Below are 15,363 nucleotides of genomic sequence, written 5' to 3'. Positions count from 1 at the left end.
TCCGGCTCGACGGGACGAACTCCAGTGCGTCTCCTACGATGGACACCCCTCGTGACCTAGGAGCAGGGATGCCCAGCCCCACCCCGCGTCGGCCCGACGACCTCGTGCAGTTGCTGACGCGGGCCGAACGGCTCGCGGCACGGCGGTTGCAGGGCGTTCTGGAGGCGGAGGGCTGCTCGCTCGACGCCTGGCGGGTGCTGGCCTCGCTGTCCGACGGCGAGGGGCACCACATGACGGGGCTCGCCGAGGCCGCCTTCCTGCCGCCCCCGACGCTGACCAAACTGGTCGACCAGCTCGTCGACCAGAACCTCGTGCACCGCAGGGTCGACCCGTTCGACCGCCGCCGCGTCCTCGCCCATCTCACCCCGCGCGGCCAGGAGTACTGGCAGCGCCTCGACCGGGCGGTCCGGGCCGGGCGGCCCCCGCTCGACGACGGTGACGAGGACCTGCTGCGGGCCCTGCTGGGCCGGCTGGCGGCGGCGCTGGAGGACTCCGCGCACGTCTAGCCCCGCCCACCTGACCCCTCGTCACCCGGGCCCGGGGCAACTGGTCTGCACCTGACTGGTCTACACCCTTGACTGGTACAGACCAACGCGGTTGAGTGTGCTTCCACAGCCCCCCACCACGGCCGCCCCCACGCCGTGACCGGACCACCGGCGCGTGCGGTCAAGGGCCTGCTTCACCCTGCCCTCGTCAGGGTGCGGCCGTGCTCCGCAAAGGAGTTGAACCCGTGTCGAGACGCCGTATCTCCGCAGTCCTGGCCACCCTCGCGCTCGCCGGCGCCGCGCCGGTGCTCCTGCCCGCCTCGAACGCCTCGGCCGCCGCCTGCTCCAGCTACCCGAACTGGACGGCCGGGAAGTCGTACAACGCCGGTGACATCGTCCGCTACACCGACGGCAAGGCGTACATCGCCGAGCACGCCAACCCGGGCTACGACCCGGTCATCAGCACCTGGTACTGGGAGCCGTACACCTGCGACAACGGACCGGGCACGCCCAACGCGCGCTTCGTGGTGAGCGAGGCGCAGTTCAACCAGATGTTCCCGAACCGGAATTCGTTCTACAGCTACAGCGGGCTCACAGCGGCCCTCAGTGCGTACCCCGGCTTCGCCAACACCGGCAGTGACACGGTGAAGAAGCAGGAGGCCGCCGCCTTCCTCGCCAACGTCAGCCACGAGACCGGCGGTCTGGTGCACGTGGTCGAGCAGAACACCGCCAACTACCCGCACTACTGCGACTGGAGCCGTCCCTACGGCTGTCCGGCCGGACAGGCGGCCTACTACGGGCGCGGCCCGATCCAGCTGAGCTGGAACTTCAACTACAAGGCCGCGGGCGACGCGCTCGGCATCGACCTGCTGAACAACCCCTGGCTGGTGCAGAACGACTCGGCCGTCGCCTGGAAGACCGCCCTGTGGTACTGGAACACCCAGACCGGCCCCGGCTCCATGACCCCGCACAACGCCATGGTGAACGGCGCCGGGTTCGGCCAGACGATCCGCAGCATCAACGGCTCACTGGAGTGCGACGGCAAGAACCCGGCGCAGGTGCAGAGCCGCGTCAGCAACTACCAGCGGTTCACGCAGATCCTCGGGACGTCGACCGGCGGCAGCCTGTACTGCTGACGCCGGACCGCGCGGCATGGTGTCATGCGGGATGTCATGAACCTGACTGGTTGATCGAAGGGCATCCCTCATGCGACTGCGCACCCCCCACGCCCTGCTCGCCACGACCGCGGCACTGGCCGCCGCGGTCGTGGCCCCCCAGCCCGCCGCCGCAGCCGGCCCGGCTCCGGGGACGTACTACGTCCAGAGCGCGACGACCGGGCTCAACGCGGCCGACAGCGGCGGAGCGGTCGAGCAGCACAGACCCCGGGGCAACGAGGACCGCCAGCAGTGGCAGTTGAAGCCGAGCGGGTCCTCCTACCTCCTGGAGAACACCGTCGCGCCCGGCGGCTGCCTCGGCCGGGCCGGCGACCAGGCCGCGACCGTCCCCTGTGCGAGCGCCGACGCGGGGTGGGAGATCACCCCGGCCGGCTCCGACCGCTACACCCTCAAGGCGCCCGGGACCACACGGCACCTCACCGTGGCGCCCAAGCCGCCCGGCGCCACCTACCCCGCCCGGCTCGCCGTCGGCGGACCGGGCGACCTCGCCGAGTGGTATCTCACCCCCGTGGACCCCGCCACCGGCCCCATGCCGCCGCAGGACCGGCGCACCCTGGACCAGGTCACGTTCCTCACCACCCACAACGCCTACGCCAACGGCGTCGACGGCGGCTTCGCCCCGCCCTTCGTCAACCTCGTGCCCAACCAGACCCGCGGCATCGAACGCCAACTCGCCGACGGGGTCCGCGGATTCATGCTGGACGTGCATCAGACCCGGGACGGCGCGATCCTCTGCCACAACAGCTGCACCCTCGTCAGCAGGCCCGTCGCCCTGTGGGTGGACCTCCAGCGCATGGTCGACTTCCTGAAGGCCCACCCCGACCAGTTCGTCACCGTCTTCCTGGAGGACTACGTCGACCCGGCCGTCCTGCGCGCCGAACTCGCCCGCGTGAACGGCCTGTCGGACGTGCTCTACCGGCCCGACCTCACCGGCGTGCGGCAGAACGGCTGGCCGACGACGGCGGACCTGGCCGCCGCCGGCGACCGGCTGCTGATCTTCACCGACCACAGCCGCTCCGCCGACCAGGCCGCCGGCCTGACCCGGGACAGCTTCGGCGTCATGTACCAGCGCGAGTGGACCGTCGAGAACCACTGGTCCATGGGCTCGGGCGTCGGCACCTCCGACTGGTCCTGCTACAGCCGCTGGTACGGAGCCGACACCAACGTCCCGCTGACCCGCACCGAACCCGGCTTCCGCCCGCTGTTCGTCATGAACCACTTCCGTGACGTCCCGCTCACCGGCACGGCCGGCACGGACAACACCAAACTCGCCGACCGCGCCCGGAGATTCTGCCAGCCGGCCGCCCGCAAGAAGCCCAACTTCCTCGCCGTGGACCACTACGACCGCGGTAACCCGGCCTCCGCCGTCACCACCCTCAACTCCTACACGTACCCGTAAACCGGTTGCCCCGGCCAACGCGCCGTGTGTGAGACTCCGCCGATGAGCTCACAGACGATCACCGCGGACGCCGCGGGCACCTGGAAACTCGGCGACCTGCCCGTCCACCGCCTCGGCTTCGGCGCGATGCGGCTGACGGGCAGCGCCGCCTTCCACCATGGCACGCCGAGCGACCGCGACCGGTCGATCGCCGTACTGCGCACGGCGATCGACCTCGGCGTGAACCACATCGACACGGCCGCCTTCTACTTCTCGTCGCTGCGCTCCGCCAATGAACTGATCAACAGCGCGCTCGCGCCCTGTCCCGAAGACCTGGTCATCGTCACCAAGGTGGGCCCCTACCGGAGCTACGACGGGCAGTGGGGCACTTCGGCCCGCCCCGAGGACCTGCGCGGCCATGTGGAGGAGAACCTGCGCCAGCTCGGCCGTGACCACCTGGATGTGGTCAACCTGCGCCGGATGCCGCAGTACGACTCGATCGCCGAGCACTTCGGGGCACTCGCCGAACTGCGCGAGGCGGGCCTGATCCGCCACCTCGGCATCTCCAACGTCACGCCCCGCCATCTGGACGAGGCCCGGGCCATCGCCCCCGTGGTCTGCGTGCAGAACCGGTACGCGCTCGACCGCCCCGATCCCGACAGCGACGAGCTGCTCCGCGTCTGCGGCGAGCAGGGCATCGCCTTCGTGCCGTTCTACGCCGTCGCGGGCGAGGCCGCCGAGCAGGGCGCCACCACGGCCCATGACGAGGACGTCCGAGCCGTGGCCCGGGCCCATGGCGCGAGCCCCGCCCAGATCCGCATCGCCTGGACCCTTCACCAGGGCCCCCACGTCCTCGCCATACCCGGCACCGGCAATCCCGGCCATCTCGCGGAGAACGTCGCAGCGGGCGCGATCCGTCTCACCGACGAGGAGCTGACCCGGCTCGACAGGCCGCGCCAGGTGGCAGGCTGATTGACGGCTACACGGCCCAGACACCCTCCCGCATGAGATGCCTGCGCGGCAGCTCGTGCACCTCGCACCACGCCTGCACCGCGCGCGGCCGCACCCGGAAGAACGCGTACGACGCGTGATCCTCGCGAGGATCCCAGCCGGTCTTCGCGCGGAACGCCTCGGCCGCCGCCGACGGCACCTCCCGCATCGGGTAGGTGCGCACCTCACCGTCGACGAGCACGACGTCCCGGGTGTCCCCGAAGGCCAGCCGGGACCGCGCGCCGTCCCGCAGATTGCGGCCGGTCGGGTTGGTCAGCCGGGTGCACAGCCACACGGCCTCGTCGTGCCACACGAACCACAGCGGCACGAGACAGGGCATACCGTCGGCGTCGGCCGTCGCGACCCAGATGTCGATCTCGTGCTCCAGACGACCCAGCAGGTCCGCCTTGCGCTGCTCGGGGGTGCGGGGCGGCTCGGTGATCTTCATGGACACGACGGTAGCGAGCAGCGCTGCCCGCCACCTCGGGCCACAGCCCTAGGCCGGGGGCCTAGGGCTCGCACGCTGCCGCTCGCTCCGTGGTGGCCCGTCAGATCCGGGAGCGGTCGTCGGGCGGGACGCCGAGCGTCTCCACCCGTCTGAACGGTGGTCCGCAGGCAGTTGGCATCCCCCGCGTTTTACGTATAACCTCTCCGGTCAACCGCCCGCTCCGAGAGGCCCTCGATGAGACGTATCGCCCTGGTCACCCTCGTCGTCGACGACTACGACGAGGCGATCCGCTTCTACACCGGCGCCCTCGGATTCCGGCTCGTGGAGGACGCGCCACGGCCCGACGGATCGCGCTGGGTCGTCGTCGAACCCGGCACCCCGGGAGCCGGTACCGGTCTGCTGCTGGCCCGCGCCAAGGGGGAGTCCCAGGCCGCCCGGGTCGGGGACCAGACCGGTGGACGGGTCGGGTTCTTCCTGCACACCGAAGACTTCCCCCGCGACCACGCCCGGATGACCGCCTCGGGCGTGACCTTCCTGGAGGAGCCGCGGCACGAGCCGTACGGGACCGTCGCCGTCTTCCAGGACCTGTACGGCAACCGCTGGGACCTGCTCCAGCCCGCCGGCTGATCCTTTTCCCGCCGCTTCGAACCACCCGCCCGAGGAAAGACCCGCCATGACTGCTACGCGCGTAGACACCGATCTGATCCGCCGCCTCCCGAAGGCCGTGCTGCACGACCACCTCGACGGCGGCCTGCGCCCCGCCACCGTGGTGGAGCTGGCGGACGCGGTCGGCCACACCCTGCCCACCACCGACCCGGACGAGCTCGCCGCCTGGTACTACGAGGCCGCCAACTCCGGCGACCTGGTGCGCTACATAGCCACCTTCGAGCACACCCTCGCCGTGATGCAGACCCGCGAGGGCCTGCTGCGCACGGCCGAGGAGTACGTGCTGGACCTGGCCGCCGACGGGGTCGTCTACGGCGAGGTGCGCTACGCCCCCGAGCTGAACACCAACGGCGAGCTGACCATGGCCGAGGTCGTCGAGACCGTCCAGGAGGGCCTGGCGGCGGGCATGGCCAAGGCGGCCGCCGCGGGCACGCCGGTGCGGGTGGGCACCCTGCTCTGCGGGATGCGGATGTTCGACCGGGTCCGCGAGGCCGCCGACCTGGCCGTGGCGTTCCGCGACGCCGGTGTCGTCGGCTTCGACATCGCCGGCGCCGAGGACGGCTTCCCGCCCGCCGACCACCTCGCGGCCTTCGAGCACCTGCGCCGCGAGAACGTGCCGTTCACCATCCACGCGGGTGAGGCGCACGGCCTGCCCAGCATCCACCAGGCCCTCCAGGTGTGCGGCGCCCAGCGCATCGGGCACGGCGTGCGGATCACCGACGACATCCCGGACCTCGCGGCGGGCAAGCTCGGCCGGCTCGCGGGCTGGGTGCGAGACCGGCGCATCGCGCTGGAGATGTGCCCGACGTCCAACCTCCAGACGGGCGCCGCCACCTCCATCGCCGAGCACCCGATCACCGCGCTCAAGGACCTCGGCTTCCGCGTCACCCTCAACACCGACAACCGCCTGGTCTCGGGCACGACCATGACCCGCGAGATGTCCCTGCTGGTGGAGCAGGCGGGCTGGACCGTCGAGGATCTGCGCACGGTCACCGTGAACGCCCTGAAGAGCGCGTTCATCCCCTTCGACGAGCGGAACGCGCTCATCCGGGACGTGGTGCTGCCCGGTTACGCCGCCGCGCTCTGAAGCAGCCCGCGGAGGTAGGCGGCCTGTCCGACGTGCTGAAGATCGTCGGACAGGACGCTGACCAGCCGGACGCCCAGGGTGACCGGCGGGTCCCAGCGCTCGTCGATGACCTGCTCCAGGTCCTTGGCGGCGAGGCCCCGCAGGGCGTCCAGGCTCTGGTCGTGCACGGCGTCGTAGTACCCGGTCAGCAGATCACCCGAGTCGACCCGGACCCGCGCGACCTTGGCGGGGCTGTGGCCGTAGCCGGTGTCGCGGCGGGGCAGGTCAAGACCGAAGCGCTTCTCCCAGTCCTGAGACAGCCACACCTGTTCCAGGCCGAAGGCGTCGGCCATGTGGTCGTCCTGGACGCGGGTGAGGTGCCAGACCAGCCAGGCGATCGAGTTGGTGTCGGGGGAGGGGCGGGCCGTCAGCGCGTCCGGCCCGAGCCCCTCGACGGCGGCGTGGACTTCTTCGCGGATGCGGCTGAAACCGTCGATGAGGATGTCCTTCGCATGCATAGCTCCACCATCGCGCATGGCCGGGCATCACGCGTCGGGAATCCAGCTCCCGTGGAGGCCCAGCGGCACCCGCCCCGGGAGACGGATCCGGGCCACCGGCTCCCCGGTGAAGTCCCGGGCCGCGAGGATCACCAGGTCCGACGCCCCGCGGTCGGGGTTGTGCACATACGCGATCGCGTACCCGTCGTCCTCCGCGGCCGTCCCGTCGCACGGATCGGACGGCACGAACACGGCCTCGCTCGCCCACTCGCGACCGCAATTGCCTTCGGGGACGGTCACGAGTCTGCTGCGCGCGACGGATCGGGTCAGGAGGGGTGGACACCCTCCTGGGGTGGTGCCGCACTACCTGTTTCCAGCAATGCCATCAGGGCCCGGGCCGCCGGACTGGTCGCCTGCTCGGGCGGCAGCAGGGCCACCGTCTCGTACCCGGCGTCTCCGGCGCCCTTGACCGGCAGTGCGGTCAGCGAGGCGCGCTTGTGCCGGAAGTGGCGCGGCACGACGGCGATGCCGAGGTCCTCGTCCACGAGGTCGAGCAGGCTGTGCACGTCGTTGACCTCCAGGGCGACACTCCGGCGCACGCCCGCGGCGGCGAACGCCGCGTCGGTGGTACGCCGCGGCCCCCAGTCCGGATGGAAGTCGACGAAGACCTCACCGCCGAGATCCTCCGGCGTCACCGCGACCCCGGCCGCCGCGAGCCGGTGGCTCGGATGGCACAGCACGGTCATCGGCTCGCTCGTCAGCGGCACGGTCCGCAGCTGGTCGGTGTCCTCCCGGTCGGTGCGCACGGCGAACGCCAGATCCAGGCGCCCGGCCGCCACCTCCTCCGCCAGGGCCCCCGATCCCGCCTGCCGCAGACAGATCTCCACGTCCGGGTGGCTCCGCCGGAACGCCGCCAGCAGACCCGCCACGTGGACCCCGGCGATGCACTGCTCGGACCCGAGCGCGAGCATCCCGCGCAGCACGCCCTGCACCGCGGCCACCGCCTCGTGGGCCGAGCGGACCTGCGCGAGGATCCGCTCCGCCTCACCCAGCAGCGCCCGCCCGGCCGGGGTGAGCGTCACCCGGCGGGTGGTCCGTACGAACAGCGGCGTCTGCAGCTCCCGTTCCAGCGCCCGGATGGACGCCGACAGGCCCGACTGGGACACCAGGAGACGCTCCGCCGCCCGCGTGAAGTGCTGGTCCTCGGCGACCGCGACGAAATGCTGCAAGTGACGCAGTTCCATGACTGAGAAGCGTAGCCGCTGAATTCCATCGGATTCTTCTGTTGGACGCATGGGCGCAGGTCACGCCAGAGTGGACACCGGTTTCCTCCCGTCCGAGCCAACCCCTCTGGAGTCGCGTTGTACACCGCACACCCCGACCGCTACGCGGACATGCCCTACCGGCGCACCGGACGCAGCGGCCTGCAGCTCCCCGCGCTCTCGCTCGGCCTGTGGCACAACTTCGGCCCGGACCGGCCCGTCGAGACGCAGCGTGCCATCCTGCGCCGCGCCTTCGACCTCGGCGTCACGCACTTCGACCTCGCCAACAATTACGGCCCGCCGCCCGGTGCCGCCGAGTCCGCGCTGGGCGAGTTCCTGAAGACGGACTTCGCGCCGTACCGCGACGAGCTGGTGATCTCCACCAAGGCCGGCTACCTGATGTGGCCCGGCCCGTACGGCGAGTGGGGCTCGCGCAAGTACGTGCTGTCCTCGCTGGACCAGAGCCTGAAGCGGATGGGCCTGGACTACGTCGACGTCTTCTACTCGCACCGCCCCGACCCGGACACCCCGCTGGAGGAGACGATGGGGGCCCTGCACTCGGCGGTGCAGCAGGGCAAGGCGCTGTACGTCGGTGTCTCGAACTACTCCGCGGAGCAGACCCGCGAGGCCGCCCGCATCCTGGGCGAGCTGGGCACCCCGCTCCTCATCCACCAGCCCCGCTACTCGATGCTGGACCGCCGCCCCGAGGACGAGGGACTGCTGGACGCCCTCGACGAGCTCCAGGTCGGATCCATCGTCTTCTCCCCGCTGGAGCAGGGCGTCCTCTCCGCCCGCTACCTCGACGGCATCCCCGAGGGCTCCCGGGCCGCGAGCGACAGCCCCTTCCTGAACAGCGACGCGCTCACCGAGGACCTGGTGGGGCGGCTGCGCGACCTGAACGACATCGCGAAGTCCCGTGGCCAGACCCTGGCCCAGATGGCACTGGCCTGGGTGCTGCGCGGCGGCCGGGTCACCTCCGCGCTGGTCGGCGCGAGCAGCGCGCAGCAGATCGAGGACAGCGTCGGCGCCATCCGCAACCTGGACTTCGACGCGGACGAACTGGCCCGGATCGACGCCATCGTCAAGCAGTAGCAGGCCGGCCCGCCCGGGGGCGTCCGCCCCCGGGCGCGCACGGTCAGGAACCGATCCGTTCCTCCAGGCGCACGGTCACCGTGTCGCCCTCCTCCTTGCCGATGGCCTTGCGGACGTCGGCCTTCACGGGCAGCTTGTGCGTGCCGTCGCCCAGGGCCATGAACGAGCTGCGGAACGGATGTCCGTCGATCGTCCCGCGGACCTTGACCAGGCCGCGGGTGCCGAAGAACTCGACGGACCGGGGCCAGACCAGATAGGTCCAGCCGCCCTCGGCGGGACTTTTGCGCAGGACCGCGGTGAACTCGGCGTCCAGTACTCCCGTGGTGGCCATGACGTCCTCCGGTGCTCGGCGGCCTCTTCCTCACATCAGACCGCCGGACGCCGGGAAACTCATCGCGGGCGCCCGCTTCACGCCCCGGCGGGCACCCGGTCCAGGAATCCGAGCACGGCCCGGATCCGGCCCTGCCCGTCGAGGGTGATCACGTCCGACCCGGCGACCGGCGCCGAGCCGTCGGCCGCGCTCACCAGCTCCCAGGAGAAGCGCGCGGTGTCGTGATGCCCGTCGACACCACCGGTGAGCCGGAACTCGAACCCCGGGAACTGCTCGCGGGCCGCCGCGATCACCGCGGCGATCCCCTCATGGCCGCTGACGTCGGCCGGCGGGTCGGTGTAACCGCCCTCCTCGGCCCAGGCGGCGGCGACCGCCTTGACGCGCGCCGCCGGATCCTCGGCGTTCCAGGCCTCGAAGCAGCGGGCGACGGCGTCCTCGTAGCGGTGGGCGGTCGTGGACATGGGAGATCAGCCTCCTGAAGGTCGTCCCTGCTGGTCAGGGCCCGGGTTCCGGTCGCGGTGGACCCGGTACGACCACCTTGCCCGTGCCCGCCGGGAGCGTCGTTTGCCTCCGGAGTCATGGGCCGGCGCCGTAGTTCGCCGTATTTCGGCCAGCCCCGGGGGGTGAATATGCCAGGAGAGTGGCCGGAAAGTCGTGGTGACAGTGATTCAGTAGTGAACATACTGACCTGCGAGAGCGCTTTTCACTTGGGGCGACGGCGCCCTCACACACAGCACGCGAGTCGCAGGAGAAGTGAGGCCGGGCAAGGCGGACGGGCAGGGCGACGGGGGAGGGTCACGTGCACGACGAGTTTCTGTGCCACGTCACGGCGTACGGAGTCTGCGACGGCCGCCGGATCGGAGTGCCCCTCGGTACCTACCGTGCGCCCACCCTCGCCCTCGCCCTGTGGTGGCTGCGCGACCGCGCCTCCTGGATCGCCCAGCGCCTCGACCCCCGGCCCGAGGCCGAGCACTTACCGCCGGGCGCGCTCGTGCCGGTCGCCCACACCGTGCCCGACGTGCCCGGGCTGCTGCGCGCCTGGTGCGCCGATCCGGCCCAGCAGGAGCGGGTCGCCGAGGAGTTGGCGGCCGGACGGCTGGTGCGCATCGCCACCAGCGACGACACCACCGAATACGAACTGCTCGCGGAGTCCGTCGACGCCCTGCGGATGCAGCGCGCGGCTCCCTTCGTCGGCATCTCCGTCGGCTGACCTGCCGCACGCCCCGCTCGCCCAGGCGCACAACAGGGCAAATCGGTAGAATCTTGACCATGGCGCAACCCTCGGTAGCACCTGAACTCGTCCTGGAGACAGAGACGGGCAGCACCGTGATGATCCCGGGCCGTGACTACCACGTGGGGCGCGACCCGATGTGCGACATCGTCATCGACGACGACCGGGTCTCCTGGCACCACGCGGTGCTGAAGCCCGAAGACGGTCACTGGACCATCGAGGACGAGGACAGCACCAACGGCACCTACGCCGACGGCCGGCGCATCCACGAGTGGGACGTCGGGCCCGGCACCGTCATCCGCTTCGGCAATCCGGCCGACGGTCCGCGCATGACCCTGACGGGCCGCCCCGCCCCCGCCCGACGCACCCCGGAACGCCCCTCCGCCGTCTCCATGCCGGCCCACACCGGCACCTACCGGCAGCCCACGACCGTACGTCCGCTGCCCACCCGCACCGTCCGCATCGGCCGTGCCCCCGACAACGACCTGGTCATCGACGACCTCGTCGTCTCCCGCCGGCACGCCGAACTGCGTGCCCTGGCCGACGGAACCTACGAGATCACCGACCTGGGCAGCCACAACGGCACGTACCTCAACGGCAGCCGCGTCACCAGCGCCCCGGTCGGCCAGGGCGACATCGTCGGCATCGGCCACTCGGCGTTCTGCCTCGTCGGCGACCAGCTCCAGGAGTACGTCGACACCGGCGAGGTCTCACTCGACGTGCAGGACCTCGCGGTCGCCGTCGACCGGGGCCGCAAGACGCTCCTCGACCACGTGTCGTTCCCGGTGGGGGAGAAGTGCCTGCTCGCCGTCGTCGGCCCGAGCGGCGCCGGCAAGTCCACGCTCCTCAACGCCCTCACCGGCCAGCGGCCCGCGGGCCACGGCACCGTCCTCTACGACGGCCGCGACCTCTACCGCGACTACGCCGAGCTGCGCCAGCGCATCGGCCTGGTCCCGCAGGACGACATCCTGCACGCGCAGCTGACCGTCCGCAAAGCCCTCTCCTACGCCGCCGAGCTGCGCTTCCCGCAGGACACCGCCAAGGCCGAGCGGCGCGCCCGGGTCGACGAGGTCATCCGCGAACTGGGCCTGGAGCAGCGCGCCGACCAGCCCGTGCACAGCCTGTCCGGCGGCCAGCGCAAGCGCGTCAGCGTGGCCCTGGAGCTGCTGACGAAGCCGTCGCTGCTGTTCCTCGACGAGCCGACCTCCGGCCTCGACCCCGGCATGGACCGCTCGGTGATGCACATGCTGCGCGGCCTCGCCGACGACGGCCGCACCGTCATCGTCGTCACCCACAGCGTGCTCAGCCTGGACGTGTGCGACCGGCTCCTCGTGCTCGCGCCGGGCGGGAAGATCGCCTACTACGGGCCGCCCGAGGACGCCCTGGCCTTCTTCGGCTTCGAGGAGTGGCCGGAGGCCTTCGAGGCCTTCGACCGCGACACCGGCCGGGACTGGGCGGGGGAGTACCTCGTCTCGCCCTTCCACGGCCGGTACGTGGCCGACGCCTCCGCGCAGCCCCAGCAGCCGCGCTCCGAGCCCGTCGTCATCACCGCCCCGCCCCGGCCGCGCAGCCGCGGCGCCCAACTCGGCACCCTGGTACGCCGGTACGCGGCCGCGCTGAGCGCCGACCGCACCTTCCTGATCATCATGATCGCGCTGCCGTTCGTCATGGGAGCGATGGCGCGTGCCCTGGCCGGCGGCAAGCTGACCCTCGACACGGCGATGAACGCGCTGCTCATCCTGTGCGTCGGCGCCGTGCTGACCGGGGCCGCCAACGCCGTGCGCGAACTCGTCAAGGAACGCGTGATCTACCAGCGGGAACGGGCGGTGGGCCTGTCCAGATCGGCGTACCTGATGTCCAAGGTCATCGTCCTGGGCGTCATCACCGTCCTCCAGGCCGTGGTGCTGACCCTGGTCGCCCTGCTCGGCGTCGACCTCAACGCACCCGGCGGCGAAGGCGTGCTCATGCCGCCGCTGGTGGAGATCACGGTCGCCGTCGCCCTGCTGGCGTTCACGGCGATGATGCTCGGCCTGCTCGTCTCCGCGCTGGTCCGCAAGGAAGAGGTGACGATGCCGCTGCTCGTGCTCATCGCCATCGTCCAGGTCGTCTTCTGCGGGGCCCTGCTGAAGCTGGCCGACACCCCAGGGCTGGAGCAGCTGGGCTGGCTGGTGCCGGCGCGCTGGGCACTGGCCGCGATGGCCGGGACCGTCGGGCTGGCCCGGATCGTGCCCGACGATCTGACGAAGGACCCGCTCTTCGAGCACTCCGCGGGCACGTGGCTGCTGGACGTCGGGATGCTGGTCGTGCTGTCGGTGCTCTTCGGCTTCCTCGTGTCCCGGCTGCTGCGCCGGCACGAACCGGCCGTGATGCGGAAGTAGGGAGCGCCCGTGACGACTCCCGGATTCCGGCCCACGCACGTCGTCCCGCAGCACGGGATGCCCGCCTGGGAGGTCCCCGACCCGTCCCGGCCCACCGTGGACCTGGACCCCCTGCTGCCGGTGCAGCTCCTGGAGCGGCACGGCGACTGGGGGCACGTGCTGTGCTTCAACGGCTGGTCGGCCTGGGTGGACGGACGCCGCCTGGTCGCCGTACCGCAGGACCCGCCCGCGGCGGACGGGCCGCTCACCCGCGCCGCCGATCCGCGGCCGCTGCTGGGCCGGGCGCAGGAAACCCTGGCGCGCTACCGCTCCGCGGTGGAGGACCTCGCGGGCGGCCTCGACCGGGAGTCGTTCCGCGCCCGCACCCATGGCATGCGGATCGGTGTCGTCGTGGACGGCGAGTCCGTGTGGCTGTACGACTCCGCCCACGGGCACTGGGTGTACGCCGACGGCGCCCGGATGACCACGTACGCGACGGACGAGACGCCTGCGGCCGGACCGGCGTCCCGCCCGGCCGTGGCACCCGGGCATCCCCCCGCGCGGGCGGTGCCGCCCGAGGGCCCCGTCGGGACCGGGACCTCCCGCCGGCCCGACGCGGCTCCGCCGGAGCCGCAGGGAGCTGCGCGGCCTGGGGCACCGGAGCAGATGAGGTCCGCGCCCGTGGAGGCACCCGCGCCGAGGAGGGCTGCGCCTGCGGAGGCACCCGTGCCGAAGAGGGCTGTGGCACCTGAACCGACCCGGGTGGTCGCACCGGCGGCCCAGGAGCCCGCACGGAGCACCCTGCCTCCGGAGACACCGGAGCCGCCCCGGGCTGTGCCTGCCGAGGCGCCTGAGCCGACGCGGGTGGTGTCGCCTGAGGTTCCGGAGTCGGCGCGGGTGGTGCCTGCGGAGGCGCCTGATCCGACCCGGGCTGTGCCCTCGGAGGCGCCTGAGCCGACGCGGGTCGTGCCGTCCGAGACACCTGAGCCCAAGCGGGCAGCGTCTCCCGAGACTCCCCGGCCCACACGCGTGGTGCAGCCGGATGGTCCCGAGCCGACGCGGGTCGTGCCGTCCGAGGCACCTGAGCCCAGGCGGGCAGCGTCTCCCGAGGCTCCCCGGCCCACACGCGTCGTGCCGCCCGACGGTCCCGAGCCGACGCGCCTTGTGTCTGCCGACGGTCCCCAGCCCACGAGGGTCGTGTCGCCTGAGGCCCCCCAGCCCACGCGGGTCGTGTCCGCCGACCCCCCCGAACCCACCCGCGTCGTGTCCCGTGAGGGCCGGGACGGGGAGGGTGAGGTCGAGGTGGAGCGGTCTGACGGGCCGCCGCCCACGCGGGTCGTGGGGCATGAACCCACCCGGGCCGTACCGTCCGAGGGTGACGGGCGGTGAACCGCGAGACGAGCCTGTTCTCGGGGCGGCCCTCCGAGCTGATCGGGCAGCAGATCGCCGGGTACCGGGTCGAGCAGGAGATCGGGCGCGGCGGCATGGCCGTCGTCTACCGGGCCCGCGACCTGCGCCTGGAACGCACCGTCGCCCTGAAGCTGCTCGCCCCGGAACTCGCCCGCAACGACACCTTCCGCCGCCGGTTCACCCACGAGTCCCGGGCCGCCGCGGCGATCGACCACCCGCACATCGTGCCCGTCTTCGAGGCAGGCGAGACGGACGGCGTGCTGTACATCGCCATGCGGTACGTCGCCGGCAGCGACCTGCGGCACGTCCTCGACCGCGAGGGCCCGATGCCGCCCGTCACCGCCGTACGCGTCGCCGCCCAGGTCGCCTCGGCGCTCGACGCGGCCCACGACCACGGACTGGTCCACCGGGACGTCAAGCCCGGCAACATCCTGGTCTCCCGCGGCACCGACAGCGACCACCCCGAGCACGTCTACCTCACTGACTTCGGCCTGACGAAGAAGTCGCTGTCGCTCACCGGCTTCACCACCGTCGGCCAGTTCGTCGGCACGCTCGACTACGTCTCCCCCGAGCAGATCTCCGGCAAGCCGGTCGACGCCCGCTGTGACGTGTACGGGTTCGCCTGCGTCGTCTTCGAGACCCTGGCCGGCCACCCGCCCTTCCTCCGCGACGACGACATGGCCCTGCTCTGGGCCCACCAGTACGACGAACCGCCGCCGCTGACCGAGGACCGGCCCGACCTCGACCCACAGGTGGACCCCGTCTTCGCCCAGGCCCTCGCCAAGAGCCCCGACGACCGGTACCCCTCGTGCCTCGCCTTCGTCGCCGCACTGCGCGCCGCGACGACCGGCGGCGGGACCGGCGGTGCCACGCGGCAGCCCACGCGGGTGGACCGGCAGCTGCCGGGCGCGGGGGAGGAGCTGCCCAAGCCACCCCCGCGCTGGGCCGAACCGGTCTTCGTGGAGCGGATGTAGA

The 15,363-nt window shown here is 72.0% G+C and carries 17 protein-coding genes; 11 read left to right on the top strand and 6 right to left on the bottom strand.

Features of this window, described 5'->3' with window-relative positions; genetic code table 11:
• Window positions 1-68 precede the first annotated feature (68 nt).
• The 4 genes from HNR57_RS33640 to HNR57_RS33625 all read left to right on the top strand — a co-directional run bounded on the left by HNR57_RS33640 (window position 69) and on the right by HNR57_RS33625 (window position 4,010).
• On the top strand, window positions 69-506 hold the full coding sequence (locus tag HNR57_RS33640) for a MarR family winged helix-turn-helix transcriptional regulator (RefSeq protein WP_184566199.1): 438 nt from the start codon (window positions 69-71) through the stop codon (window positions 504-506).
• Between the two features lie 224 nt (window positions 507-730).
• Window positions 731-1,621, top strand: a complete 891-nt coding sequence (locus HNR57_RS33635) for a glycoside hydrolase family 19 protein (protein ID WP_184566197.1) — start codon at window positions 731-733, stop codon at window positions 1,619-1,621.
• Window positions 1,622-1,697: 76 nt separating this feature from the next.
• Window positions 1,698-3,059: a phosphoinositide-specific phospholipase C-related protein gene (locus tag HNR57_RS33630; RefSeq protein WP_184566327.1), complete on the top strand. Its 1,362-nt coding sequence runs from the start codon at window positions 1,698-1,700 to the stop codon at window positions 3,057-3,059.
• Window positions 3,060-3,101: 42 nt separating this feature from the next.
• The gene (locus tag HNR57_RS33625) at window positions 3,102-4,010 is read left to right on the top strand and encodes an oxidoreductase (RefSeq protein ID WP_184566195.1); all 909 of its coding nucleotides are present in this window, start codon (window positions 3,102-3,104) and stop codon (window positions 4,008-4,010) included.
• 7 nt (window positions 4,011-4,017) lie between these two features.
• Here HNR57_RS33625 and HNR57_RS33620 read toward each other — a convergent pair whose 3' ends face one another.
• Entirely contained in the window at window positions 4,018-4,476 is a 459-nt protein-coding gene (locus HNR57_RS33620; protein WP_184566193.1) for a pyridoxamine 5'-phosphate oxidase family protein, read from the bottom strand.
• A gap of 234 nt (window positions 4,477-4,710) precedes the next feature.
• Here HNR57_RS33620 and HNR57_RS33615 point away from each other — a divergent pair, with 234 nt between their 5' ends.
• Window positions 4,711-5,103, top strand: a complete 393-nt coding sequence (locus tag HNR57_RS33615) for a VOC family protein (protein ID WP_184566191.1) — start codon at window positions 4,711-4,713, stop codon at window positions 5,101-5,103.
• 46 nt (window positions 5,104-5,149) lie between these two features.
• Window positions 5,150-6,229 (top strand): adenosine deaminase, encoded by a 1,080-nt coding sequence (locus HNR57_RS33610; RefSeq protein WP_184566189.1) that lies wholly within the window; start codon window positions 5,150-5,152, stop codon window positions 6,227-6,229.
• Here the strand turns inward: HNR57_RS33610 and HNR57_RS33605 are convergent.
• Genes HNR57_RS33605 through HNR57_RS33595 form a run of 3 tightly spaced genes read right to left on the bottom strand, consistent with a single transcriptional unit; the run spans window position 6,211 to window position 7,949 of the window.
• Entirely contained in the window at window positions 6,211-6,726 is a 516-nt protein-coding gene (locus HNR57_RS33605; RefSeq protein ID WP_184566187.1) for a mycothiol transferase, read from the bottom strand. The two genes, HNR57_RS33610 and HNR57_RS33605, sit on opposite strands and share 19 nt — an antisense overlap.
• 27 nt (window positions 6,727-6,753) lie before the next feature.
• A complete protein-coding gene (locus HNR57_RS33600) occupies window positions 6,754-7,035 on the bottom strand; it encodes a carotenoid oxygenase family protein (RefSeq protein WP_281403933.1) in 282 nt (93 codons plus the stop codon).
• Window positions 7,032-7,949, bottom strand: a complete 918-nt coding sequence (locus HNR57_RS33595) for a LysR family transcriptional regulator (RefSeq protein ID WP_184566185.1) — start codon at window positions 7,947-7,949, stop codon at window positions 7,032-7,034. The genes HNR57_RS33600 and HNR57_RS33595 overlap by 4 nt, the downstream gene beginning before the upstream one ends.
• Window positions 7,950-8,066: 117 nt before the next feature.
• Here HNR57_RS33595 and mgrA point away from each other — a divergent pair, with 117 nt between their 5' ends.
• Window positions 8,067-9,059, top strand: a complete 993-nt coding sequence (gene mgrA, locus HNR57_RS33590; protein ID WP_184566183.1) for an L-glyceraldehyde 3-phosphate reductase — start codon at window positions 8,067-8,069, stop codon at window positions 9,057-9,059.
• 43 nt (window positions 9,060-9,102) lie between these two features.
• On the opposite strand, the gene HNR57_RS33585 is transcribed toward mgrA, so the two are convergent.
• Both HNR57_RS33585 and HNR57_RS33580 read right to left on the bottom strand, forming a co-directional pair.
• The gene (locus HNR57_RS33585) at window positions 9,103-9,390 is read right to left on the bottom strand and encodes a DUF1905 domain-containing protein (protein WP_107460052.1); all 288 of its coding nucleotides are present in this window, start codon (window positions 9,388-9,390) and stop codon (window positions 9,103-9,105) included.
• 77 nt (window positions 9,391-9,467) lie between these two features.
• Window positions 9,468-9,851 carry a nuclear transport factor 2 family protein gene (locus HNR57_RS33580; RefSeq protein ID WP_184566181.1) on the bottom strand — a complete coding sequence of 128 codons (384 nt, stop codon included), beginning with the start codon at window positions 9,849-9,851 and terminating at the stop codon, window positions 9,468-9,470.
• Window positions 9,852-10,189: 338 nt separating this feature from the next.
• Between HNR57_RS33580 and HNR57_RS33575 the strand changes: the two genes are divergently transcribed.
• From HNR57_RS33575 to HNR57_RS33560, 4 genes are read left to right on the top strand one after another with little or no spacing between them, the layout of a single operon-like run.
• A complete protein-coding gene (locus HNR57_RS33575) occupies window positions 10,190-10,600 on the top strand; it encodes a hypothetical protein (RefSeq protein WP_184566179.1) in 411 nt (136 codons plus the stop codon).
• A 59-nt stretch (window positions 10,601-10,659) separates the two neighbouring features.
• Window positions 10,660-12,999, top strand: a complete 2,340-nt coding sequence (locus HNR57_RS33570; RefSeq protein ID WP_184566177.1) for an FHA domain-containing protein — start codon at window positions 10,660-10,662, stop codon at window positions 12,997-12,999.
• 9 nt (window positions 13,000-13,008) lie between these two features.
• Window positions 13,009-14,367 carry a hypothetical protein gene (locus HNR57_RS40970; RefSeq protein WP_376772316.1) on the top strand — a complete coding sequence of 453 codons (1,359 nt, stop codon included), beginning with the start codon at window positions 13,009-13,011 and terminating at the stop codon, window positions 14,365-14,367.
• On the top strand, window positions 14,364-15,362 hold the full coding sequence (locus HNR57_RS33560; RefSeq protein ID WP_184566175.1) for a serine/threonine-protein kinase: 999 nt from the start codon (window positions 14,364-14,366) through the stop codon (window positions 15,360-15,362). Before HNR57_RS40970 ends, HNR57_RS33560 begins: the two co-directional genes overlap by 4 nt.
• The last annotated feature ends 1 nt before the right edge of the window (window position 15,363 follow it).

The organism is Streptomyces paradoxus, assembly GCF_014202475.1.
GTDB lineage: Bacteria > Actinomycetota > Actinomycetes > Streptomycetales > Streptomycetaceae > Streptomyces > Streptomyces paradoxus.
This window is presented reverse-complemented; position numbering and strand designations above follow the sequence as displayed.